Below are 21,895 nucleotides of genomic sequence, written 5' to 3'. Positions count from 1 at the left end.
GCGGTCGACGGGGTGGCCGCCGGAGCCGGTGCGCCGGCGGCGGGGAGGATCTCGGCGCCCGGCGCGGTGGCCGGCGCGGCAGGGGGCGCCGCGGCCGGTGCCGGGGAGCCCGCCGCCGGGACAGCGGCCGCCGCCACCGCAGCCGCGGCGGGAGGCGTGGCCGGCCCCGGGATGGGGGCGCCGGACGGGGCGACGGACACCGGCTGGGCGACGTTGAGCAACGCCCACAGGCCCGGCTGCACCGGCACGACCGGGCCCGCGACGGCGGCGTCCGCGCCGGGGTCGTCGGCGGCGGGCTCGTCGCCGGCGACCGCCTGACCCGCGTCCCGGTCGGGGGTGCCGCTGCCGGTGAGGGCGTCGTCCAGGGCGCTGGCGAAGGCCGGCGAGGACTCGGCGGGGCCCGCGGCAGCCGTGCCGGGAGAGCCGGTGCCGGCCGGCGTCGCCGGGGCCGCGGCCAGGAGGCTGGGAGCTGTCATCGGTAGGCCTCCGCGGCGCTGGTCACCTTCTGGACGTAGGACTGGGTCTCGCCGTAGGGCGGGACGCCGCCGTAGCGCCGCACCGTGCCGGGGCCGGCGTTGTAGGCGGCCAGGGCGAGCTCGGTGGAGCCGAACTGCTCGGTCAGCTGGCCCAGGTAGCGGGCCGCGCCGTCGATCGAGGAGGCTGCGTCGCTGGTGTCGACGCCGAGGCCGGCGGCGGTGGCGGGCATGAACTGCATGAGCCCCCGGGCGCCGGCGGGCGAGACGGCCGAGCTGGAGAAGTCGGACTCCGTCTTCGCCATGCCCGCGAGCACCGCCGGGTCGACGCCGTAGCGGCTGCCGGCCTGGGTGAACAGGTCGGCGTAGGGGACGCCGGCGAGGCCGCCGGCGGTGCGGCTGCCCGTGGTCCCCGCGGCGCTGCTCGCGTCCGGCAGCACGCGGCGGATGACGGTCGGGCTGCCCACGTCCTGGACCTCGACCACCTCGCCCTCCTGCGGCGCGGCGATCATCTTCCCGTCGCCGACGTAGATGCCCACGTGGTCGATGCCGGGGCGGGAGGACGAGTAGTCGTAGAACACCAGGTCACCGGGCTGGGCCTCGGCCAGCGAGGCGACCGCGCGGCCGGAGGTGGCCTGCTGCGAGGAGGTGCGGGGAAGGTCGATGCCCAGGTCGGAGTAGACCTGCTGGACCAGCCCGGAGCAGTCGAAGCCGGTGCTCGGGTCGGTGCCGCCCCACGCGTAGGGGACGCCGAGGTATCCCTGCGCCGCCTGGACCACGGCCGAGCCGCTGTCGCCGGCCGAGGCCGGGCGCGCCGTCGAGGAGGACGCCGCAGCGGTGCCGGTCAGCCCGGCAGAGGCGGCGGCGGTCGACCAGGCCGAGCTGGTCGTCGTCGGCGGGGCGATGAGGAACCGGGTCTGGATCTCGCTGATCCGGCTCTGCACCGCGCTCAGTCCGTCCATGTCCCCTCCTCCTCTCGCCGTCGGTCCGTGCCGTGTCGTCGGGTGACCAGGTCGTCGACCACCCGGGCCTCGGCCACGTCGGCCGCCGCCTGCAGTGCGGCCACGTGCCGCTCGCGCAGCCGCTCCAGGCCCTTGGTGCGCTGGGCGGCCTCGGTCCAGCGCACGCGGACCAGCTCGGCCTGCTCGGCCTGGGCCACGGCGAGTGCCCGTGCAGCTGACACATCGGCAGCCGCGGTGGTCGATGCGACCATCGCCGCGATGAACGCCCGGCCGTCGAGCCCGCCGGGTGGGGTCCGGGTGGACAGCTCCTGCGCCTGCTGCTCGGCCCGCTCCGCGGCCTCGGTGGCCTCGCGGGCGGCCGCGGCCGCGGCCAGCCCGGCGGCGCGTTCCTCGGTGCGGCGGAGCCGGAGGACCGGCTCGAGGCGGAAGGGTGCCTGCTTCACGCGGCCGTGATGATCGCGTGCAGCCGGGCCCACGCCTCGGGCAGCGGCGTCGACTCGGCGGTGGACTGCCGCAGGAAGGCGTCGATGTCGGGCACCAGCCGGCGGGCGCGGTCGACGAGCTGGTCGGTGCCGGTCTGGTAGGCACCGATCTCGATCAGCTCCCGGACGTCGCGCAGCGCGCCGAGCATCCGCCGGAGCTCCCGGGCGTCGGTCATCTGCGCGCCGGGCACGACCGCCGTGGCCACCCGGGAGATCGACTCCAGGACGTCGATCGCCGGGAAGTGGCCGGCGGTCGCCAGCTTGCGGGTCAGCACGACGTGCCCGTCCAGGATCGAGCGGGCGGTGTCGGCGATGGGCTCGTTGTGGTCGTCGCCGTCGACCAGCACGGTGTACAGCCCGGTGATCGACCCGGCCGTGCTGGTGCCGGCCTTCTCCAGCAGCTTGGGCAGCATCGCGAAGACGCTCGGCGGGTAGCCCCGGGTGGCCGGTGGCTCGCCGGCGGACAGCCCGACCTCGCGCTGGGCCATCGCCGTGCGGGTGATCGAGTCCATCATCAGCAGCACGTCGCGGCCCTGGTCGCGGAAGGCCTCGGCGATCCGGGTGGCGACGAACGCGGCCTTGAGCCGGACCAGCGGCGGCTCGTCGGAGGTGGCGACGACGACGACGGACTGCGCGAGCCCCTCGGGGCCGAGGTCCTCCTCGATGAACTCGCGGACCTCACGGCCACGCTCGCCGATCAGCCCGATGACCCGGATGTCGGCGTCGGTGCCGCGGGTGATCTGGGACAGCAGGGTGGACTTGCCGACGCCGGAGCCGGCGAAGATGCCCAGCCGCTGACCGCGGCCGACCGGCACCAGGGTGTCCAGCGCGCGCACCCCGGTGGCCAGCGGGCGGCTGACCCGCGCCCGGGTGAGCGCATTGGGCGTCTCGCTGGTCAGGTCGACGTAGGAGACCCGGCTGCCGAGCGGCGGTCCGCCGTCCAGCGGCCGGCCGAGCCCGTCGAGCACCCGGCCGAGGAGGGCCTCGCCGACCGGCACCTGCAGGGGGCGGCCGGTGGGCCGGACCGGGGTGCCCGACCGGATGCCGGACAGGTCGCCCAGCGGCATGCAGGTGAGCCGTTCGCGGTGGACCGCGACCACCTCGGCGAGCAGCGGGCGCTGGCCGGGGGAGACCTCGACCAGGTCGCCGACGGCGGCGGTGACGCCCTCCACGCTCAGGGTCAGGCCCATCGCGCCGGTGACGATGCCGGTCAGCTGCGGGCGGGCCGCGGACCGGGCGCGGCCGAGGACGGCCGGGGAGAGCACGCGGGTCACGAGCGCAGCACCTCCAGCACCCGTTCCAGGGCGCTGGTCAGCTGGGCGTCCACCCGGACGCTGCCGGCCTCGGCCAGCGCCCCGGCGCGCTCCACGGCCTCGTCGGCGACCACGGTGACCGAGGCCGGCAGCTGGGCGAGCGCGGCCGCGGGCACCTCGGCCAGGTCGTCGGGGTGCAGCCGGACGACGACCGGGACGTCGGTCGGGCAGAGGGTGAGCGCCCGGCGGAGGGCGTCGAGCCCGTTGGCGTCGGCGGTGGCGACCTCGCGCCCGAGCAGGTCGCCCACGAGCAGCACGACCGCGTCGAGGACGCTGTCCCGCAGGTCGTCGACGACGGGGGCCGCGCAGGCGTCCAGGCGCTCGACCGCCGCGCCCATCGCGGCCGTCGCGGAGGCCAGCCGGCGCGCCCAGCGGGCCTGCACGTCGGCGAGCCGCTGCTCGGCGGCGCGCTCGGCGGCGGCGACGACCTGCCCCGCGGCGACCAGGCCCTCGGCGTGGCCGGCGGCCCAGCCCTCGCGCCGGGCCTCCTCGCGGAGCCGCTCCAGCTGCCCGGCGTAGACGTCGCCCAGCCGGACGCCGGCCGGGCCGGCGGTGCCCGTGTCGCCGCGGGTGGTCGCGACGTCGAACACCACGGGAGCGCGGGGGGCAGGAGCAGGAGCGGGCGGCGGGACCGGAGGAGCGGCGTCCACCGGCTGCTCGCTGCGGCGTCCGGAGCGGCGGCCCCAGGTGGGCGAGCCGTCGGTGGCCCGCTGGTAGGGGACCGCGTCGGCGGCCGATGCCCCGCGCAGGAGCAGCGACTCACGCGACGAAATCGTCCTCACCGCCCCGCGAGATGGTCAGCGCACCCTGCTCCTCGAGCGTGCGGATGACGGCGACGATCTTGGCCTGGGACTCCTCGACGGTGCGGGCGCGCACCGGGCCCATGAGCTCCATCTCCTCGAGGAGGTTCTCCCCGGCGCGCTCGGACAGGTTGCGGACAACCTTGTCCCGGACGTCCGGGCGGACGCCCTTGAGCGCGGTGGCCAGGTCGTTGGCCTCGACATCGCGCAGCACCAGCTGGAGCGACCGGTCGTCGATGGTGACGATGTCCTCGAACACGAACATCTGCGAGCGGATCCGCTCGGCCAGCTCCGGGTCGCTGCCCTCCAGCCACTCCAGGATGGAGCGCTCGGTGGGCCGGGAGGAGCGGTTGATGATCTCCACGAGGGTCTCGACGCCGCCGACGGTGGCCATGTCCTGGTAGGCGAGCAGCGAGCCCATCCGGCGGCCCAGCTCCTCCTCGACCATCCGGACCATCTCCGGCGAGGTGCGGTCCATGACCGCGATCCGGTAGGCGACGTCGGCCTGCTGGTCCGGCGGGAAGCCCGACAGCACCTCGGCCGACTGCGGCGCCGGGAGGTGCGCCAGCACCAGCGCGATGACCTGCGGGTGCTCGTCCTTGAGGAAGGTGACCAGCTGGCGGACGTCGCTGTTGCGCAGCGAGGCGAACGGCAGCTCGGTGTAGACCACGTTGAGCCGGGACAGGATGCCGTCGGCCTTCTCCTCGCCGAGGCCCGCGGCCAGCACCTCGCGGGCGAACTCGACGCCACCGGTGCCGACGAAGCGACGGGCCTGCATCAGGGAGTGGAACTCGCTGAGCACGTCGTCGACGTCGGCGCCGTCCACCCCCTGCAGGCGCATCAGCTCGCTGGTGAGCTTCTCCACCTCGGAGGGGCGCAGCTGCGCCAGCACGGCGCCGGCCTCCTCCTTGGACAGCTGGGCCAGGAACACCGCCGCCTTGCGCAGGCCGGGCAGCTCCTTGCGGGCCACGACGACGGGCATGACCGAGGTCGGTGCCGCCCCGACGAGCTGTTCGACGCTGGCGAGGCTCACTGCTCACTCCTCTGGCTCAGGGGCGCGGTCGGCGCCCTCCTCCTCCACCATCGGCAGTCCCCGGGCCGGTCGGGCACTGCGACCACGAGACGCCGGTGGCGGGCCGGGTCCCGTGGTGCAGAGGACCCGACCCGCCACCGGCGGTCGTTCACTTCGCGTCGGCGAACCAGCCGCGCAGCATGGTGGCGACCTCGTCGGGGCGGTCGCTGACCATCTCGGAGATCTCGCCGCGGACCTTCTCCCGCTGCGCCACGGCGATCTGGTGGGCCCGGTCGTCGAGCGCCGGGTCGCGGACGCTCTCGACCTGGATCGGCTCGAAGTCCGGCTCCTCGTCCTCGAACTCCTCGTACTCTTCCCGGTTGCGCCGCGAGCGCAGCCAGACGACGAGCACCAGCAGCGCGATGCCGAGCGCGATGCCGCCGGTCTTGACCAGCGACCACATCTGCGCGCTCTTCTCGGCGGCCCGGGCGGCCGCGAGGTCGGCCGCGGCCTGCTTCGCGGCGGTCTGGTCGAACGCCATCTGCGCGACCGTGATCGCGTCGCCGCGGGCGGTGTCCAGCCCGACGGCGTTGCTCACCAGGTTCTGCAGCTGGACCGGGTCGACCCCGCCGGCGGTCGCGCTGTCCATGGCGACCGACACCGTGAGCCGGTCGACGGTGCCGACCGCGCCCTCCGTCGTCGTCACCGTCTTGCCGACGGCGTTGTTGGCGGTGGTCGAGGACTTGTCGTAGGTCGAGTCCCCGGTCCCGCCCGTGGTCGGGGTCTCCGCGCCCAGCACGCCGCCGGTGGCGCCGTTGGCGCCGGTGTAGCCCTCGGTGGTGGTGCTCTCGGAGATCGGCGGGGTGCCCGCGGTGTAGTCGTAGGACTCGGCGGTGGTGTCGACCTTGTCGAAGTTGAGGTCCGCCCGCACGGTCACCACGGCGTTGTTCGGGCCGGCGACCCGGTCGAGGATCTGCTGCGCGTTGGCGGCCAGCCGGGCCTCGTAGGCCTGCTCGGCCTGGGCCTGTGCGTCCCCGGTGCCCGCGGTCGCGCCCTCGCCGGCCGCGGACAGCACGGCGCCGGTCGAGTCGGCGACGGTCACGTCGGCCGGGTCCATCTTCTCGATGCTGGAGGACACCAGGTGGGTGACCGCCTGGATCTGCTCACCGGACAGGGACGTGCCCGGCGCCAGGTCCAGCAGCACCGAGGCGGTCGGCTTGCCCTCGTCGGTGGCAAAGACCTCGTCCTTGGGCAGCGCGATGTGCACCACCGCCTCGTTGACGCCGTCCAGCGCCTTGAGGGTGTTGGCCAGCTCGCCCTCCAGGGCGCGCTGGTAGGACACCTGCTGCTGGAACTCGCTGGTGGTGATGCCCTGCTCGTCCAGCAGCGCGTAGCCGGACTCGTTGTCGGCCGGCAGGCCCAGGCCGCTCATGGTGAGCCGCAGGCCGGAGACCTTGTCCTGGGCCACCATGATCGTCTGTCCGCCGTCGGCGAGCTCGTAGGGGACGCCCTCGGTGGTGAGCTCCTCGACGATCGCCGAGGCGTCGGCCGAGGCGAGGTTGGAGAACAGCGGCGACAGGGTCGGCGCGGTGATCCAGCGGTAGAAGACGAAGCCGCCCAGCACCAGCCCGGCGACCAGCAGGCCGATGACGATCTTCTGGCCGATGCTGATCGTCGACAGCAGCGAGCGGGCCTTGGCCAGCGGGCCGGCGAGGGCGGCAGGCATCAGACGTTCATCCTCATGATCTCAGTGAAGGCGGACACCGCCTGGTTCTTCAGCGTCACCACGGTGTCGGTGGCCAACTTCGCCTCGTTGCTGGCGATCATGTAGTCGGTCACGTCGTTGAGGTCGCCGGTGGCGGCCTGGGTCGCCAGCGCGTCGGTGGTCGAGTGCATCCCCTGCAGCTGGTCGACCGAGCTGGCCAGGATCGAGGCGAAGTCCGCGCCGGAGGTCGATGCGGTCCCGGTGGTCGCCGCGGTGCCGGTGGTCGCCGCGGTGCCGGCGACGTCGCCGACCCCGGACAGCGCCCCGAGTCCGGGGACGCCGGACATCGCGGAGGTGATGCCGCTGATCGGCGAGGTCATGGTCAGCCCTTCCCGAGCTGGAGCGCCGCGCGGTAGGCGTCGGTGGCGCGGTCGATGGAGGACAGGTTCGCCTGGTAGCTGCGCTGGGCCTGGATCAACTGGGTCATCTGGTCGCCCATATCGATGTCGGGGTAGCGGACGTAGCCGTCGCCGTCGGCGAGGGCGTTGTCCGGCTCGTAGACCAGCCGGCCCTCGGCGCTGCCGAACTGCGCGCCGGCCACCTGGACGCCGCCCTGGCCGGAGCCGTAGTCGGCGGCCTGGACCACGATCATCCGTTCCTGGAAGGCGGCCTGGTCGGTGGAGGTGGCGGTGTTGATGTTGGCCAGGTTGTCCGAGACGGCGTCCATCCACTTCCGGTTGGCGTAGAGCCCGGACCCGGAGATCCGCAGCGCGTCGAAGGTGCTCACGTCAGGACGTCCTCAGTGCCGAGCGCAGCAGGCTGTACTTGCCGTCCAGCGCGTTGAGGGCCAGCTGGTAGCGCAGGCCGGTCTCGGTGGCGATCGTCGTCTCGGTGTCGAGGTTGACGTTGTTGCCGTTGGTGTTGGTCGGGTCCATCGACTGGTCGACCGGGCTCTGCGTGACCGTCGGCGTCTGCCCGTTGGCCAGCTCGTTCCGCAGCGTCGACTCGAAGCTGACGCGGGAGGCGAGGAAGCCCGGGGTGTCGACGTTGGCGATGTTGTCGGCGGTCACGTCGGCCCGCTGCTGCAGCCCGGTCAGGGCGGCGTGCAGCGCGGTCATGGTCGTGTCGGTGATCACCGGGCGCGCGTGGGGGAGCGACGGAGCACGGATTACCTCCGAGTACGGCGGGACGCACCCGCAGGAGGTGCCTGCGGGTGGGGGTCCGCCGATCCGTGGCGGGGTGGTGCACTCCGTGCCCTCAGGTCATCGGCAGCCCGGCGGGCCATCGTGACCGGCTGGGTCTCGCCCGCAGCGTCCGTGACGAAACGCAACCGTCCCCGGGCCGAAGCGTGTGCTTCGGCCCGGGGACGGGAGGGGAGTGGCTCCGGGGCTCACATGGCGCGGTCGACGTACGAGGCGACCGGGCGGGTGGGGGCGTAGGACATCCGGGCGGCGACGTTGCGCTGCTTCTGGGACTGCGTGATCCGCTCGACGAGCTGCTCGGCCACCGCGAGCTGGTGCTGCAGGAGCCGCGTGGCGCGCTCCCGGAGGTCGTCGGGCAGCGGGCCGAGGTTGCTCGGCGGGATCCAGTCGGTGCTCCGCCGGCCCCAGGCCGCGATCTCGTCGGCCCGGCCGCGGGCGAGGGTCTCCTCCGCCTCGTACACGTCGCCCTCGAGGGCCTCGAGCACGGCCGGCCACGCCCGGGCCTCCTCCACGAGGGTGGGGAAGTCGCCGACCCGGCTGCGGCCGCCCCGGGGACGGGGCGGCTCGCCGGTCACACCGGGCTCCCCGCACACTCCACGGCGGCCTGCTGCCAGGCGTCGCGCAGCGGTTCGACGATCCGGCGGCAGTCGCCGACCCGGCGCACGTCGCCCCTGATGTTGGCCTGGATCAGCTCGTCGAGCAGCCAGGTGTACAGCGCGGCCAGCCGGGGGCCGCCGTCCCAGATCTCCACCCGCAGGCTCGCCCGGAGCTCCAGGACGATCTCCTGCGCGTGCATGAGCTGCCCGTGCGCCGCCTCCCGGTTGCCGGCGGTCAGGGCGGCCTCGCCGCGCTGCAGGTCGAGGGCGAGCCGGTCGTAGAGCATCACCAGGAGCTGCTGCGGTGACGCGGTGGCGACCGAGTCGCCGAGGTAGCGGGCGCGGAGGGAGGCAGTGCTCATCGGGGGAGTTCTCCTGGGGAGGGGAGTCGGCGGAGGTCAGGACTCAGGAGTCGGACGAGGACCAGCTGGGGAGCTGCTTGATCTGCGAGGTGAGCCAGGTCGACTGGTTCTGCAGCTTGCCGAGCGCCGTCTCCAGCGCGGTGTACTGCGCGGTGAGCGTCGCCTTGCGCGAGGCGAGCCGCAGGTCCCAGCTGGCGATCTGGTCCTCCAGGTCGCCGGCCCGGGTGTCCTTCCCCTTGGCCAGGCTCGTGATGCTGCCGTTGACCGAGTCGCTCGCCTGGGTGGCCAGTCGCTGCAGCCGGGCCGCGACCCCGTCGGTGACGAGCGTGTCGTCGACGGTGCCGGCGATCAGGTCGGTGCCGGCGCCCACGGCGCCGCCGAAGACCTGCTGCACCAGCGCCGGGTTCTCCGCCAGCTTCGTCTGTAAGACGGTGGCGTCGAACTTCAGCGTGCCCCCGTTGGTCAGCGTCAGCCCGAGCGACCCGGCCGAGGAGTTCTTGCCGCCCACCGCGACAGCGCTGGAGACGGCGTTGAGCACGTTCCCGGCCATGTTGGTGAGCGACCAGTTGCCCTTGAGCGAGGCGTCGGAGCCGGACGTGGTGTCGGTCACCGAGTCGATCGTGGTGAGCACGTTGTTGGCCGCGGTGACCAGCGCCTGGACGGCGGCCACGGCGGCGCTCGGGTCGCTGGCCACGGTGAGCGTCGCCGAGGGGGTGGTCGCGCCCACGGTGAACGAGGTGCCGTCGAGCACGCCGGTGAAGGTGTTGCTCGACGAGGTCACCTTGTAGGCGTTGGTGCTGGTCCCGCCGACGGTGATCTGCGCGTTCTGCGCCTGGGAGAGCACCGAGAAGGTGCCCACCGGCATGCTCGCCGAGCTGACCGAGAAGTCGCTGGCCTTGCCGGTCGCGGTGGAGGTCAGCTGGAGCCGGTAGCCCGAGCCGGTGTTGACCGCGCTGGCGGTGACGCCGGCGCCAGCCTTGTTGATCGAGGTCACCGCCTCGGTCAGGGTCACCGTGCCGTCGGCGTCGGTGTCGGTGAGCGTGATGTCCTTGGTGGTGCCGTCGGTCGTGTTCTTCACCGTGAGCGGCGAGCCCAGCCCGAAGGAGTCGGTGGCCTTGGACCAGTTCTGACCGCTGACCAGCGTGTGGGGGCTGGCCAGCTGGTCGACGGAGAAGGTGAGGGAGCCGGCCGCGGCACCGGTGGCGGCGGTGGCGGTGACGGCGGAGGAGGAGCTGGTGGCCTTGGCGGCCGTCCACGCGGACGCGACGGTGAGCGCTTTGGCCGCGCTGGCGAGCGCCGCGAAGTTGGTGTTGACCCGACGCAGGTCCTTGGCCTGGTCCTGAGCTGCCGACAGCTGGTTCCTGAGGAGCGTCTGCGGCTGCGCCTCGATCTCCATCAGCTGGGTGATCAGGGTGCTGTAGTCCGTCCCGGATGCCAGGCCGGTGGACAGGCTCACGCCGCTCATGTGAACTCGCTTCCTTCGTCGGGGTGGTGCACGAACTGAGGGGGGAGGCCGGGGCCTCCCCCCTCAGCGGGTGGTGCGGGGTGGTGCTACCCGACTCAGCCCAGGAGCTTGAGGATGCTCTGGGTGGACTGGTTGGCCTGGGCCAGCATCGACGTACCGGCCTGGGTGAGGACCTGGGTACGCGTGAAGTTGGTCATCTCCTGGGCCATGTCCGTGTCGCGGATCCGGGACTCCGAAGCCGTCAGGTTCTCGTTCGTGGTGTTCAGGTTGTTGATGGTGTGCTCGAACCGGTTCTGCAGCGCACCGAGGTTGGCGCGGGCAGTGGAGACCGCCTTGATGGCGTTGTCGATCTTGGTGATCGCTGACGTCGCCCCCGCCTTGCTCGTCAGGTCGACGAGGTTGACCCCGAGGTCGGTGGCCGAGAAGCCCCCGGTGGCTGCCGTGCCGTCACGGGTGATCGGGTCCTCCGCATCCGTGGTCACAGTCAGCGTCCCACCGACGGCCAGCGTGCCGGCCTTGGTCGCGTCCTTGGACGTGACGACCAGGCCGCCGGTGTTCTTGTCCACGGACGCGGTGAACGCCGCCGCGAAGTTGCCATCGGCGTTGAGCTGGTCGGCGATGTCGTTGGCGTCCGTGCTCGCGGTCAGGTCGCCCGTGGTGACGGCCGGGTTGCTGCCGACCGTGAACGTCGCCTTTCCATCGGCAAGGGTCGCACCACCGTTGGCGAAGGTGATGTCGGCCGGCGAGACGCCCTTGGACGTGATGTCGACGTTGATGGTGTCGCCGGAGGCGTAGCCGACCTGGAAGCTCTTGCCCGTGAAGTCGCCGTTCAACAGGTTGATGTTGTTGAACGTCGTCTTGTCGGCGATCCGGGTCAGCTCCGACTGCAGCGCCTTGCCCTCGGCGTCGATGGCGGCGCGGGAGTTCGTGTCGTTGCTGTCGTTGGCGGACTGCACGGCCAGGTCACGCATGCGCTGGAGGATCGAGGTGGTCTCGTTCAGGCCGCCTTCCGCCGTCTGCACGACGCTGACGCCGTCCTGGGTGTTGCGGACGGCCTGGGTGATGCCGCCGATCTGGGAACGCAGGCCCTCGGAGATGGCCAGCCCCGCCGCGTCGTCGGCCGCCCGGTTGATCCGGAAGCCGGAGGAGAGCCGCTCCAGCGACTTGCTCATCGAGTTGTTGGTCGACGAGAGGTTGCGGTAGGCGTTCATCGCCGAGATGTTGGTGTTGACGCTCATGCCCATGGTGTTCCTCCGTGGAATCGGGGCTTCCTGGTGATTCCCGCTGCATCCGTGCTGCGGGGCGTTGCCTCACTGGTAACGGCTGGGTCGGGTGGGGACTTGACCCGAACCGGAGAACTTTCTGCGCCGGTCTCCCTCAGGCGGGTCGGGCGGCGCCCGGGGCACCCGCGGGTTCGGGCAGCTGCCAGGCCGGCCGGCGCGGCGGGCGCGGGGCCGGCGCGGGCAGCGACGAGGGGAGGGCGGCGGTGCGGGCGGCGGTCTGCTGGGCGACCACCCGGTCGACGTAGGCACGTTGCTGGTTGCGCGCCCGCACGCCGCCGTCGGCGCTCACCGACCGGCCCTCCCAGATCTCGCTCATGGCCGCGTGCAGCAGGGTCAGCGCGCGGGCGCGCATCTGGGAGACCCGGGAGAGGGTGACGCCGAAGCTGTCGGCGATGTCGGTGAGCGACTCGTCGCCGAAGAAGTTGCGCTCGACCACCTCGTCGAGCCGGTCGGGCAGGGCCCGGATCGCCTCCTGCAGGTGCCGGGCCCGCTCGCCGCGCAGCAGCGCACGCTCGGGCGAGTCACCGGTGGCCGGGAGGTCGAGCGAGCCGCCCTCGGTGCCCGAGTCGGCGTCGATGCTGATCATCACGGCCCGGTGGACGTCGACCTGCAGCGTGTCCAGCTCGCTGCGCGGCACCCCCAGGGTCTCCGCCAGCTCCTCCCGGGTCGGCGGGCGGCCCAGCCGGATGGTGAGGGCGTCCGCCGCGGCGTCGGTGCGCCGGGCCGCGGCCCGCACTGAGCGGCTGGCCCAGTCGCCGGAGCGGAGCTCGTCGAGGACCGCGCCCTGCAGGCGGGGGAGGGCGTAGGTGGAGAACGTCGCGCCGGCGTCGGGGTCGAAGCGCCGCGCCACCTCGACCAGGGCCACGTGGGCGCAGGAGAGCAGGTCGTCCCTGCTGACGTGGCTGGGCAGCGAGATCCGCGAGGCCACCGCGTTCACCGCGAACTGGGCCAGCGGCAGGTGCGTGGTCACCAGCGCGTCCACGTCGGTGGGCGGGCGCTCGTCAACGAGGGTGCGGACTGGGCTCACGTGGTCCTTCTCGGCGGGGTCCAGCCGGTTCGGGACCCGCCCGGGCCGATTTCTGTGCGACCCCTGATCGGCACGTCGGGCCCGGGTCCTGGAGATCTCGGCTTGACCGGCCGGGGGGAGGTGCCGATGGGTCCCTCGACGAGCACCCGCCGACCGGCGGGGAGCTGCGAGTGCAGACGACGAGGGAGGGGCCGGGGATGGACCACCAGCACCTGTCGACCCTGCTGTGGCGGGAGCAGGAACTGCTCGACCTGCTGCTGTTCAAGGCCGAGGAGAAGCAGTACCTCATCCTGTCGGGGAAGACGCGCTGGCTGGCGCGCATCGCCCACGAGATCGAGGTGGTGCTCGAGCAGCTGCGCACGCTGGAGGTGGAGCGGGCGGCGGCGACCGAGCAGATCGCCGGCCGGCTCGGCATGGACGCCAACCCCTCGCTGCGCCAGCTCGCCGACTCCGCGCCGGCCCCGTGGTCGGACCTGTACGCCAAGCACCACGAGAGCCTGCTGGTCCTGGTGACCGAGCTGCGCGGGCTCTCCGACGCCAACCGGGAGATGCTCGAGGGCGGGCTCTCGGCGATCAGCGACGCGCTGACCAGCGCCCGGACGCCGTCGGCCGGCACCTACACCCACAGCGGCCGGGCGGCCGGCAACGCCTACCGCTCGGTGACCCTGGACGGCGCGCTGTGACCCACCGCAGGACCTCCGACGACACCACAGGGGCAGGGCAGTGAGCACCTTCTCAGGGCTGACCGCGGCGTCCTCGGCGCTGTTCGCCTCGCAGCGCGCGATGGACGTGACCGGTCAGAACATCGCGAACGTCAACACCGACGGCTACTCCCGGCAGCGGGTCGACCTGAAGTCGGTCTCCGCGTCGACCGTGCCGGCGGTCTTCTCGACCAGCTCCGGCATCGGTCAGGGCGTCGACGGGGACTCCGTCATCCGGATCCGCGACGCGTTCATGGAGAGCCGCGCCCAGGCCGAGCACGCCACCACCGCCTCCATGACGGTCCGGCAGACCACGCTCAACCAGATCGAGGACGCCTTCCACGAGCCCGGGGACGAGGGCCTGCAGGCGCAGCTGTCGAGGATGTGGTCCGCCTGGGGCGACGTCACCAACAACACCACGGCCGCCAACGGCGGGGGAGCGCGGACGGCGGTGCTGCAGACCACCCAGACCGTGGTGGCGAACCTGCACACCATCAGCTCCACGCTGGACGCCCAGTGGTCGCAGGACCTCGACGACCTGGGCGTGCTCGTCGACGACGTGAACGCCGCGGCGATCTCGATCGCGACCCTCAACCGGTCGATCAAGCAGGCCGGGCAGGCCGGGCTGCCGACCAACGAGCTCTCCGACAAGCGTGACGCGCTGGTGCTGAAGGTCGCCCAGCAGACCGGCGCGACCTCCACCAGCGAGGCCGACGGGACCGTGACGGTCAACCTCGGCGGCGTCACCCTGGTGTCCGGGAGCACGACGATCTCCCTCGCGCTCGCCGGCGGCACCGACCCGGCCGCCGGCGCGACCGACCCGCCGCGGATGGTGACCGACCCTGGCGGGACGACGGTCAAGCCCGGCGGCACCGCCGAGGGCGGGCTGACCGCGATGACCACCACGATCCCGCAGTACCGGACGATGATCGACGGCGTCGCCCAGCAGCTGGTGACCCAGCTGAACACCGCGCACCAGGCCGGCTTCGACCTCGCCGGCGTGGCCGGTGGGCCGCTGCTCGACGACGGCACCGGCACCGGCACCGACGCCGTCACCCCGGGCACGGTCACCGCAGCCAACATCCGGCTGCGGATCAGCGACCCGGACAAGCTGGCCGCCGCGTCCCTGTCGAGGACCGCCGCGGGCGGGACCGCCTCCGGCGACAGCCTCAACGCCGACGCGGTGGCCACCCTGGGCTCGGCCGTGGGCAGCGCGGACAGCGTCTACCGCAAGATGATCGTCGGCCTGGGGGTCCAGGCGTCGGTCGCGACGGGGAACCTGACCGCGCAGGACGTCATCAGCACCCAGGTCGACTCGGCCCGGATGTCGGTCTCCGGGGTGAGCATCGACGAGGAGATGACCAACATGCTGCAGTTCCAGCACGCCTACTCGGCGGCGGCCCGCATGATCACCGCGATCGACGAGACGCTCGACGTCCTGATCAACCGGATGGGCGTCTCCTGATGAGGATCACCCAGCGCGCCATCACCCAGAACAGCCTGCTCGGGCTGAACAGCAACCTGGCTGCCCTGGACAAGCTGCAGCAGCAGCTGACCTCGGGCACGACGATCAGCCGGCCGTCGGACTCCCCGACGGGTACCAACACCTCGATGCTCACCCGGCGCAGCATCGCCGACAACGAGCAGCAGGCTCGCAACATCACCGACGGGACGGGGGTGCTGGAGGCCACCGACACCGCGCTGCAGGACATGCTCGCCCAGACGCGGGAGGTCCGGGACCTCACCGTGCAGGCGCTCAACGGCGGCGCGAGCTCCCTGGAGTCGGCGCAGGCCGTGTCGGCCCAGGTGGCGGGGCTGCGGGAGAGCATGCTCGGGCAGGCGAACCAGGTCATCGCGGGCCGGCCGTTGTTCGGCGGCGCCACGTCGGGGACCGAGGCCTACGACCCCACCGGTGCCTACGTCGGCGTCGGCGGCACCGGTGGCATCCCCGTCGTCCCGGTGAACCGGCGCGTCTCGGACACCGAGACGATCCGGGTCGACATCACCGGGGTCGAGGCGTTCGGGGACCCGGCCGCCGGCCGTGACCTGTTCGCCGTGGTGCAGGACATCGCCACCCACGCCGCCGGCCGGGACCAGGCCGGGCTGACCAGCGACCTCGCCGCCCTCGACGACGCGATCAGCCGGATGACCACGGCGACGGCGGACGTCGGCACCCGGGCGCAGCGGATGGACAAGGCCGCCTCGACCAACGCGTCCCGGTCGCTGACGCTGTCGGCGCAGCTGGGGGCCACCGAGAACGTCGACCTGCCCAAGACGATCATGAACATGCAGGCGCAGCAGGTCAGCTACCAGGCGGCGCTCCAGGTGACGGCGCAGGTGCTGCAGCCCACCCTGCTGGACTTCCTGCGCTGATCAGGGGTCATCGGACCTCCCGGCGGGCATGACGCCTGCCGAGAACGACAGGGGGCAGCCGCTCCGTCCTGCGACGGAGCGCCGCCCCTGACCCCGCCGACCGGCGGGTGCCACGGATGGCGACACACAACCCATGGAGGGGTTCCCCATGCTCACACTCACCCGCGGCGTCGGCGAGAGCATCCGGATCGGCGAGGACATCGAGGTCTACGTCGTCGAGGTGCGCGGCGGCACCGTGCGGCTCGGCTTCAAGGCCCCTCGCGAGGTGACCATCCACCGCGAGGAGGTCTACCGGCAGATCACCGAGGCCAACAGCCTCGCGGCCGAGGTCGCTGCCGACGCGATGGCCGCCTTGGCAGCATTCGCACCAGGGTCGGACCGAGTTACTCAGCAAGATGTGACAACACCGTGACCAATACGGCTCAATAACCGCTCGACTCGTCTGTCTCACTGGTAACAGGACGGCGAGTCTCGCCGTCGGCCGGATCGATCCTGCGCAAGTCTCTCCCCACAGCGCCACCGTTACAGGGGGAGAACACGATGGAACTCAGCGCACTCGCATCCGGTCCGGCCGATGGTGTGGACCTCCGGGTCGACACGACCGTCGACGGGCTCGTCGACGCCGTCGGCACCGACGCGCTCGAGCCGGTGTGCCCCGCGTCCGTCTTCCCGGAGACGGTGGTGGTGCACGTCCAGCTGCGCCCCCGCCGGTCCTCCACCCGCCGCTGCCTCGCCGCGCTGTCGGCGCTGGCGCTGCGGCACGACACGGTCCCCTTCGCCCTGACCGGGCTGAGCGGCGACGACCGCGTCGTCCGGGTCACCGTCGGTGTCGAGCTCGGCCCCCGCGAGCTGATCGCCAAGTTCTCCGACCAGGCGCAGGCCGCCTACGCCTTCGTCGACGGTCTGTTCACCGACCTGTACGACTACATGCCGGTCTACGTGGGTGAGCCCAGCGAGGCCGAGCGAGCCGCGGCCGCCGGCGTCCTGGAGGCCGCCGACACCGCCCGCCTGCGCACCGCCGCGCCGCGGATCCCCTCGCCGCGCACGCCCGTCGACCTGGCCGGCGCGAGCTCCTCCGCCGCTCGGCGCGGCGCCCCCGTCCTCGTCTGAGCTGCTCCGCCGGCCCCGCTGCCGGCGCTCCACCCGGCCACCCCAGGGGGCACTGCCCCGATGCGCCGGTCCCCGTACCCACCATGCCCGCCTGCACTTCCCCCAGGAGGACCGGTGTCTGACAACATCGCCGTCGCACAGCCCATCGACCCGACCGGGACGACCGGGCGGACCGCCGCCCAGGCCGCCGCCGAGGAACGCCGCAACCGCGAGCCGCTGGTCTTCGGCGGCCTCCTCGAGGCCGAGGGGTGGGCGCTCGCGCCGATCACCCCCCGCGACCGGGTGCACTTCCGCACCGACCGCGAGCTGCCGCTGGGCGAGTTCCGCGCGGCCCTGCCGGCCGGGGTCACGGTCACCTACGACGAGGGCGACGGCCTGTACCGCGTCGACGGTGAGCCCGGCTCCGCGGAGCCCCTGGCCGCGCTGGTCCGCAGCTGGTGCGCCGCCGGGGGCTACGGCACGGTCGGGCTCCGGCCGGAGACCGGCGTCCGTCGCCGCGCACCGCGGGACCTGCCCGCGGCGTTCCTGTCCGACCTGTGCCGGCACTACTGCCGGGTGAGCCTCAAGCGCCTGCAGCGCAACATGTCGACGATCCGGCTGCACCTGCCGGACAACGACGACATCGACCAGCAGGTGGCCGAGTGGGTGCTCAAGGCCGTCTCGACCTACGACGAGACCAAGTCGGTGCCCTTCGGCGCCTACCTCGCCACCCAGCTGTCCAAGTGGGTGCACGACCTGGGGCGCAACGCCTACGGCCGGACCGCCGCCGACACCGAGAACAAGCAGCAGAAGGCGATCGCCACCTTCACCGCCGAGCACCAGCGCCGGCCCAGCGAGAAGGAGCTCGCCGCCTACATGGGGCAGAGCGTCGCCACGCTGCGCCGCAACTCCCAGACCGTCGCCACGCTGAACGGGCTGCGCAACCTACAGTCCCTGGACGGCGGCGCGGACGCGGTGGAGTTCGTCGTCCCGGACAGCGCCGAGGTGCCCGACGAGATCATGGGGGAGGCGGAGCAGACCCTGCTCTCGCACGCCCTGACCGCTGCCTGCGCCCCGGACCCGACTGCGCGCCGCGACCAGCGCGCCGCCCAGCCGAACGTGCTGGGCTGGGCCACCTGGTACCTGACCACCTGGGGTGGGCAGACCAAGACCCAGATGTCGGCGGACCTGAACACCTCGGTGCGGAACATGAACGTGCACGCCGACCGCGCCGAGCGCGCCCTCAAGGAGCGGCTCGCCGAGCTCGGCGGCTGAACAAGGACCACCCTTCCCCCCACGCCTCGCACGCTCGGCGCGGGCCCCTGAAGGGCGGCCGTCCCAGCACGTCACCTGGCCCGTCGTCGTCCCCGTGCAACCGGGGACGACGGCGGGCCGTCGTGCGTCCGGGGTCGCGGGACGGCGCGGAAAAGCCGCCGCAGCCGGGTCCACCGGGCCTCCCACCTGCCGATGTACTCCTCGTGACCGCACCGGAGAGTCCTCGCCGCCCCGCGGGGAGCCGCCCGGGGGCTGCGTCCCCGGCTCCGTCCCCGGCCCCGCCGCGGACACCGGTGCTGCCGGCCGCCCGCCGCCGGGCGGGACGGGCATGAGCCTGCCGCCGCTGTCGGACCCGGCCCAAGCAGTCCTGGTGCCGCACTGGCTCAGCGCCGCTGACCGACACGAGCTGGAGCGGGCCATCACGGACGCGCTCGCCGGCGGACCCGTGCACCCGGTCGCCGCCGTCCACCTCGCCGAGGTGCTCACCGAACTGCACGTCGCCGCGGCCCGCGAGGTCGTCTGGCCGGCGCCGACCGCCCGGGTCCGCCGGGCCACCGGCTGGGGCGAGGACGTCGTCCCGGTCCGGCTGTCGGCGGTCGAGCTGGCGAGCGTGCTCTCCCTCTCGGACCTGGCGGACGTCGCCCGGGGGGCACTGACCGGCGGGCGCAGCGCGTGACGGGTGCACTGTTCGGCGCCCCGGCCGGGCTGTTCCGACGACTGGACCGGTCGGAGGTGCGGGTGGCCGACGTCCGCGCCGCGGTTCCCCGGCTCAGCGCCGCCGGGCTCGACCCGCTGCTGCAGCTGGACGTGCTGGACGGCGTCCGCGGGCCGATGCTGGTGCTCGACGAGGCCGGCCGCGGCACCCGGGTGCTGCTCGGCGAGCTCGCCGTGGAGATGACCCGCGCCCGGGTGCCCGCCACCCCGGAAGGGGTGACCACCGCGCTCGCAGCCTGGGTCGCCCGGCGGCCGGTGCCCGACCAGCTGGCCGCCGCCGGCGGGATCGCCGTGCTCGACTGGACCGACGCCCGGCAGACCACGGTGGGCTGGCGGGTGGTCCTGCTCCGGGACGAGTTCCTGGTGCCCTGGCGCCCCTCCCGCACAGCCACCCTGCCGGCGGTGCACCAGACCCGGTCCCAGGCGCTCGGCCGCGCGGCCGGGGTCGAGGGGCAGCTGCGGATGGCCGGCCCCGTGGGGTTGTGGACCTCCGCGCAGCCCGGCGTCGACACGGCCGTGCTGGTGCGTCCTGAGGCCGTGCTCGCCGGCATGGCCGACCGGGGTCTGCGGCTGCGCGACCCGCACGTGGTGGTCACCCCGCGCCGGCCGGTCGCCTGCGCGGACGCACCGGTCGCCCGCCGGCTGGTGGCCGAGGCCGCCGACGCCAGCGCGACGATCCCGTGGCGGGAGCTCGCCGACCTCGGCTGGGCCTGACCGCGGCAGCCGAGGGTGACGCGATGGGTCCACCTCCAGCGCGCTGAGCAGCACGTGCGGTCGCCGGCACCCGCTACGGTCCGCACGACCGTCTGCAGGTCGCAGTCACTCAGGAGGTTGCGGTGCCGGACACCACCTGCCACATGTCGATCTCGCTGGACGGCTTCGTCGCCGGGCCGGACCAGAGCCGCGAGGACCCCCTGGGCAAGCGGGGGCGTGAGCTGCACGGCTGGCACATCGGCGACCCGCGAGCCAACGATGCCGACGAGGTCGCGAACGGGTGGCTCATGCGCCCGCGGGGCGCGTACGTGATGGGGCGGAACATGTTCGGCCCGATCCGCGGGGACTGGGATGAGGAGTGGACCGGGTGGTGGGGCCCCGAACCGCCGTACCACGCGCCGGTGTTCGTGCTGACCCCCGCAGGCGCGGCCCGGCCCTCGGGCAGGAGCTGGACCCGTCCAACACCCGTGCCTGCCGTGCTCAGCTGGGCCTGACCGCCCGCCTCAGGTGAGGCTGCCGTACTCCCAGTGCCACGGTTCCGGGTTCTGCCCGCCGGCCTGCGCCCATTCCGGGTGCACCCAGCCGTAGTGCGCCGCGTTGACCTGCATCCACGCGGTCTGGGCCGTCCCGAACACGTTGATGCCGCCGCACAGGTCGACCGCCAGGCCCCAGCCGTGGTTGGAGGTCCCGGGCACCGCGGTGATCGCCGGCTTGCGGTGGTGGGCGTCGACCTGGGCGTCCAGCGACCGGTAGGAGTCGGTGATGCACAGCGGGCTGCCGAACGCCGCCGCGTAGGCCGCCGACATCGCGTTGTAGGCAGCTGCTGCGTCGCAGCGCAACCGGTGACCGCCGCCGAGGGAGCACAGCTGGTCGGCCGGGACCCGGCCGTTGGACCAACCGCCCCAGGCGCCGTCGACCGGACCGGTGGCCGAGCCGGGGGAGGGCAGCGGGGCGCTGCAGGTCGCCGGGTCCGGGCCGGTGACGGGCGGGTCGGCGGGCGTCGTCGCCGGGACGGTGACCCGGACGGCGGTGCTCAGGTCGGTCACGGTCCGGACCGCCACCTGCCACCGGTCGGCGGAGGCGGACAGCACGCTGGTGCCACCGAGGTAGAGCCCGACGTCGTCCAGGCCGCTGCGCGGGTCGGTGCTGAAGACCAGGTCGCCGACCTGCAGCTGGCCGACCGCCACCGGGGTGCCCGCCGCCCACTGCTCGGCCAGGCCGCTGCCCAGACCGACCCCGGCCGCGGTCCAGGCGGTGGAGGTGAGGCCCCCGCAGCTGTAGCCGTCGGGACCGCTCTGGCCGGCCAGGTACGGCTTGCCCAGCTGGGAGAAGGCGGCGCTGACCGCGGCGACGGTCTCGGCGGGGAGCACGGTGAGCGTGCGGCCGCCGACGAAGGTCGAGGCGACCCCGGCGACCGGAGCGCCGGATGCGTCCCGCAGCGGAGCCAGCCCGCGGGGCAGGTCGGTGGGGTCGGCCACGGTGGTGGCCGGCGGTGGGGTGATGCCGCCGGCGGCGAGCTGGCCCAGGTAGTCCTGCCAGTCGGACAGGGCCGCGGCGTTGCGCTCCTGCTGGCCCGTGGACGTGGGGCTGGTGGCCAGCCCGGCCCACTGGGCGCTGACGGAGGGTGCGAGGCCGGCCACCAGCTCGCGCGTCCCGACGAGCACGTCGTCGGCCGTCCGCCGGGCGGCGGCGGCCGCGGCCTCGGCGGTCCGGGCCGTGTCGGTGTACGTGGCCGCGTGCACCGCCGCGGTCGCGGCGCGGGCCACCTGGGCGTCCTGCGCGTCGGTCAGCCGCTCGGCCAGGCCCTGGGCGTGCAGCACGTCGGTGGTGGTGCCGGGGGAGGTCAGCGAGAGCCGGCCGAGCGGCCAGCGCTCCTCGGCGCTGCGCCGGTAGGCGGCCGCGGCGTACGCACCGACGGCGGCACGGTCGGTGGCGACCGCGGTCAGCGCGGCGGCACCGGCGTCGCGGGCCTGCTGTGCCTGCGTCTCGAAGGCGGTGGCCTCGGCCAGTGCCGAGCGGTAGCGGGCGGTCGCGTCGGCGAGCGTCGCCGCGGTCAGCTGTGCCTGTCCCGCGGCGTCGGTGGTCCGGGGGACCTGGCCGGCCTCGGTCGGCGGCTGGGCGAGCGCGGCGAGCACGGTGACGATCCCGAGCGTCGACCCGGCGAGGACGGCCAGCCGCCGCCACCACGGCCCGCCGGCGCCCGGCGTGCGGGTCCGTGGCGCCGATCCCCGGGTCCGGGCGGCGGGACGACGACCAGCGGTCGGCTGCTGCCGTGCGGCCGTGCCGGGACGGGCCGTGCTGGAGCGGGGCGCGCTGGGACGAGGCGTACCGGAACGGGGGGTGGGGG

At 73.7% G+C, this 21,895-nt stretch carries 25 protein-coding genes; 9 read left to right on the top strand and 16 right to left on the bottom strand.

Features of this window, described 5'->3' with window-relative positions; translation table 11 throughout:
• The 15 genes from FHL80_RS25775 to FHL80_RS21380 form a co-directional block, all read right to left on the bottom strand.
• On the bottom strand, positions 1–476 hold a 476-nt coding region (locus tag FHL80_RS25775), incomplete at its 3' end, for a hypothetical protein (protein WP_439331109.1).
• Positions 473–1,435: an NlpC/P60 family protein gene (locus FHL80_RS21445; protein WP_138735377.1), complete on the bottom strand. Its 963-nt coding sequence runs from the start codon at positions 1,433–1,435 to the stop codon at positions 473–475. The genes FHL80_RS25775 and FHL80_RS21445, both read right to left, overlap by 4 nt.
• Positions 1,423–1,878, bottom strand: coding sequence for a flagellar FliJ family protein (locus tag FHL80_RS21440; protein ID WP_138735376.1), 456 nt, complete (start codon positions 1,876–1,878; stop codon positions 1,423–1,425). Before FHL80_RS21440 ends, FHL80_RS21445 begins: the two co-directional genes overlap by 13 nt.
• Positions 1,875–3,191 (bottom strand): FliI/YscN family ATPase, encoded by a 1,317-nt coding sequence (locus FHL80_RS21435; protein ID WP_138735375.1) that lies wholly within the window; start codon positions 3,189–3,191, stop codon positions 1,875–1,877. Before FHL80_RS21435 ends, FHL80_RS21440 begins: the two co-directional genes overlap by 4 nt.
• Entirely contained in the window at positions 3,188–4,012 is an 825-nt protein-coding gene (locus FHL80_RS21430) for a FliH/SctL family protein (RefSeq protein WP_138735374.1), read from the bottom strand. The genes FHL80_RS21435 and FHL80_RS21430 overlap by 4 nt, the downstream gene beginning before the upstream one ends.
• On the bottom strand, positions 3,990–5,063 hold the full coding sequence (gene fliG, locus FHL80_RS21425) for a flagellar motor switch protein FliG (RefSeq protein ID WP_138735373.1): 1,074 nt from the start codon (positions 5,061–5,063) through the stop codon (positions 3,990–3,992). The genes FHL80_RS21430 and fliG overlap by 23 nt, the downstream gene beginning before the upstream one ends.
• A gap of 148 nt (positions 5,064–5,211) precedes the next feature.
• Positions 5,212–6,768, bottom strand: coding sequence for a flagellar basal-body MS-ring/collar protein FliF (gene fliF / locus FHL80_RS21420; RefSeq protein ID WP_138735372.1), 1,557 nt, complete (start codon positions 6,766–6,768; stop codon positions 5,212–5,214).
• Positions 6,768–7,127, bottom strand: a complete 360-nt coding sequence (fliE, locus tag FHL80_RS21415; RefSeq protein ID WP_138735371.1) for a flagellar hook-basal body complex protein FliE — start codon at positions 7,125–7,127, stop codon at positions 6,768–6,770. The genes fliF and fliE overlap by 1 nt, the downstream gene beginning before the upstream one ends.
• Before the next feature lie 2 nt (positions 7,128–7,129).
• Positions 7,130–7,534 (bottom strand): flagellar basal body rod protein FlgC, encoded by a 405-nt coding sequence (flgC, locus tag FHL80_RS21410; RefSeq protein ID WP_138735370.1) that lies wholly within the window; start codon positions 7,532–7,534, stop codon positions 7,130–7,132.
• A gap of 1 nt (position 7,535) precedes the next feature.
• Positions 7,536–7,883, bottom strand: a complete 348-nt coding sequence (gene flgB, locus FHL80_RS21405; RefSeq protein ID WP_138735369.1) for a flagellar basal body rod protein FlgB — start codon at positions 7,881–7,883, stop codon at positions 7,536–7,538.
• Positions 7,884–8,137: 254 nt separating this feature from the next.
• Positions 8,138–8,524 (bottom strand): hypothetical protein, encoded by a 387-nt coding sequence (locus FHL80_RS21400; RefSeq protein ID WP_138735368.1) that lies wholly within the window; start codon positions 8,522–8,524, stop codon positions 8,138–8,140.
• Positions 8,521–8,907, bottom strand: coding sequence for a flagellar export chaperone FliS (gene fliS / locus FHL80_RS21395; protein ID WP_138735367.1), 387 nt, complete (start codon positions 8,905–8,907; stop codon positions 8,521–8,523). The genes FHL80_RS21400 and fliS overlap by 4 nt, the downstream gene beginning before the upstream one ends.
• A gap of 43 nt (positions 8,908–8,950) precedes the next feature.
• A complete protein-coding gene (gene fliD / locus FHL80_RS21390; protein WP_138735366.1) occupies positions 8,951–10,372 on the bottom strand; it encodes a flagellar filament capping protein FliD in 1,422 nt (473 codons plus the stop codon).
• A gap of 95 nt (positions 10,373–10,467) precedes the next feature.
• Positions 10,468–11,610, bottom strand: coding sequence for a flagellin N-terminal helical domain-containing protein (locus FHL80_RS26835; RefSeq protein ID WP_281283552.1), 1,143 nt, complete (start codon positions 11,608–11,610; stop codon positions 10,468–10,470).
• A 139-nt stretch (positions 11,611–11,749) separates the two neighbouring features.
• Positions 11,750–12,682, bottom strand: coding sequence for a sigma-70 family RNA polymerase sigma factor (locus FHL80_RS21380; RefSeq protein WP_138735364.1), 933 nt, complete (start codon positions 12,680–12,682; stop codon positions 11,750–11,752).
• 170 nt (positions 12,683–12,852) lie between these two features.
• On the opposite strand from FHL80_RS21380, the gene FHL80_RS21375 reads away from it, so the two are divergent.
• The 9 genes from FHL80_RS21375 to FHL80_RS21335 all read left to right on the top strand — a co-directional run bounded on the left by FHL80_RS21375 (position 12,853) and on the right by FHL80_RS21335 (position 20,042).
• The gene (locus FHL80_RS21375) at positions 12,853–13,365 is read left to right on the top strand and encodes a flagellar protein FlgN (protein ID WP_246078862.1); all 513 of its coding nucleotides are present in this window, start codon (positions 12,853–12,855) and stop codon (positions 13,363–13,365) included.
• A 40-nt stretch (positions 13,366–13,405) separates the two neighbouring features.
• Positions 13,406–14,848, top strand: coding sequence for a flagellar hook-associated protein FlgK (flgK, locus tag FHL80_RS21370; RefSeq protein WP_138735363.1), 1,443 nt, complete (start codon positions 13,406–13,408; stop codon positions 14,846–14,848).
• Positions 14,848–15,756, top strand: coding sequence for a flagellin N-terminal helical domain-containing protein (locus FHL80_RS21365; protein ID WP_138735362.1), 909 nt, complete (start codon positions 14,848–14,850; stop codon positions 15,754–15,756). The genes flgK and FHL80_RS21365 overlap by 1 nt, the downstream gene beginning before the upstream one ends.
• Positions 15,757–15,904: 148 nt before the next feature.
• A complete protein-coding gene (csrA, locus tag FHL80_RS26830; protein WP_138735361.1) occupies positions 15,905–16,168 on the top strand; it encodes a carbon storage regulator CsrA in 264 nt (87 codons plus the stop codon).
• A gap of 128 nt (positions 16,169–16,296) precedes the next feature.
• Positions 16,297–16,866: a hypothetical protein gene (locus FHL80_RS26490; RefSeq protein WP_246078861.1), complete on the top strand. Its 570-nt coding sequence runs from the start codon at positions 16,297–16,299 to the stop codon at positions 16,864–16,866.
• A 114-nt stretch (positions 16,867–16,980) separates the two neighbouring features.
• Positions 16,981–18,120, top strand: a complete 1,140-nt coding sequence (locus FHL80_RS21350) for a sigma-70 family RNA polymerase sigma factor (RefSeq protein WP_138735360.1) — start codon at positions 16,981–16,983, stop codon at positions 18,118–18,120.
• 328 nt (positions 18,121–18,448) lie between these two features.
• Positions 18,449–18,796, top strand: coding sequence for a hypothetical protein (locus FHL80_RS21345; protein ID WP_138735359.1), 348 nt, complete (start codon positions 18,449–18,451; stop codon positions 18,794–18,796).
• A complete protein-coding gene (locus tag FHL80_RS21340; protein ID WP_138735358.1) occupies positions 18,793–19,548 on the top strand; it encodes a hypothetical protein in 756 nt (251 codons plus the stop codon). Before FHL80_RS21345 ends, FHL80_RS21340 begins: the two co-directional genes overlap by 4 nt.
• Positions 19,549–19,670: 122 nt before the next feature.
• Positions 19,671–20,042 (top strand): dihydrofolate reductase family protein, encoded by a 372-nt coding sequence (locus FHL80_RS21335; RefSeq protein ID WP_246078860.1) that lies wholly within the window; start codon positions 19,671–19,673, stop codon positions 20,040–20,042.
• 9 nt (positions 20,043–20,051) lie between these two features.
• Here FHL80_RS21335 and FHL80_RS21330 read toward each other — a convergent pair.
• On the bottom strand, positions 20,052–21,895 hold a 1,844-nt coding region (locus FHL80_RS21330; RefSeq protein WP_138735357.1), incomplete at its 5' end, for a D-alanyl-D-alanine carboxypeptidase family protein.

This window comes from Modestobacter excelsi, assembly GCF_005930495.1.
Taxonomy (GTDB): Bacteria; Actinomycetota; Actinomycetes; order Mycobacteriales; family Geodermatophilaceae; genus Modestobacter; species Modestobacter excelsi.
The sequence above is the reverse complement of the archived record's forward strand: the minus strand, read 5'-3'. Positions and strand labels throughout refer to the sequence as shown.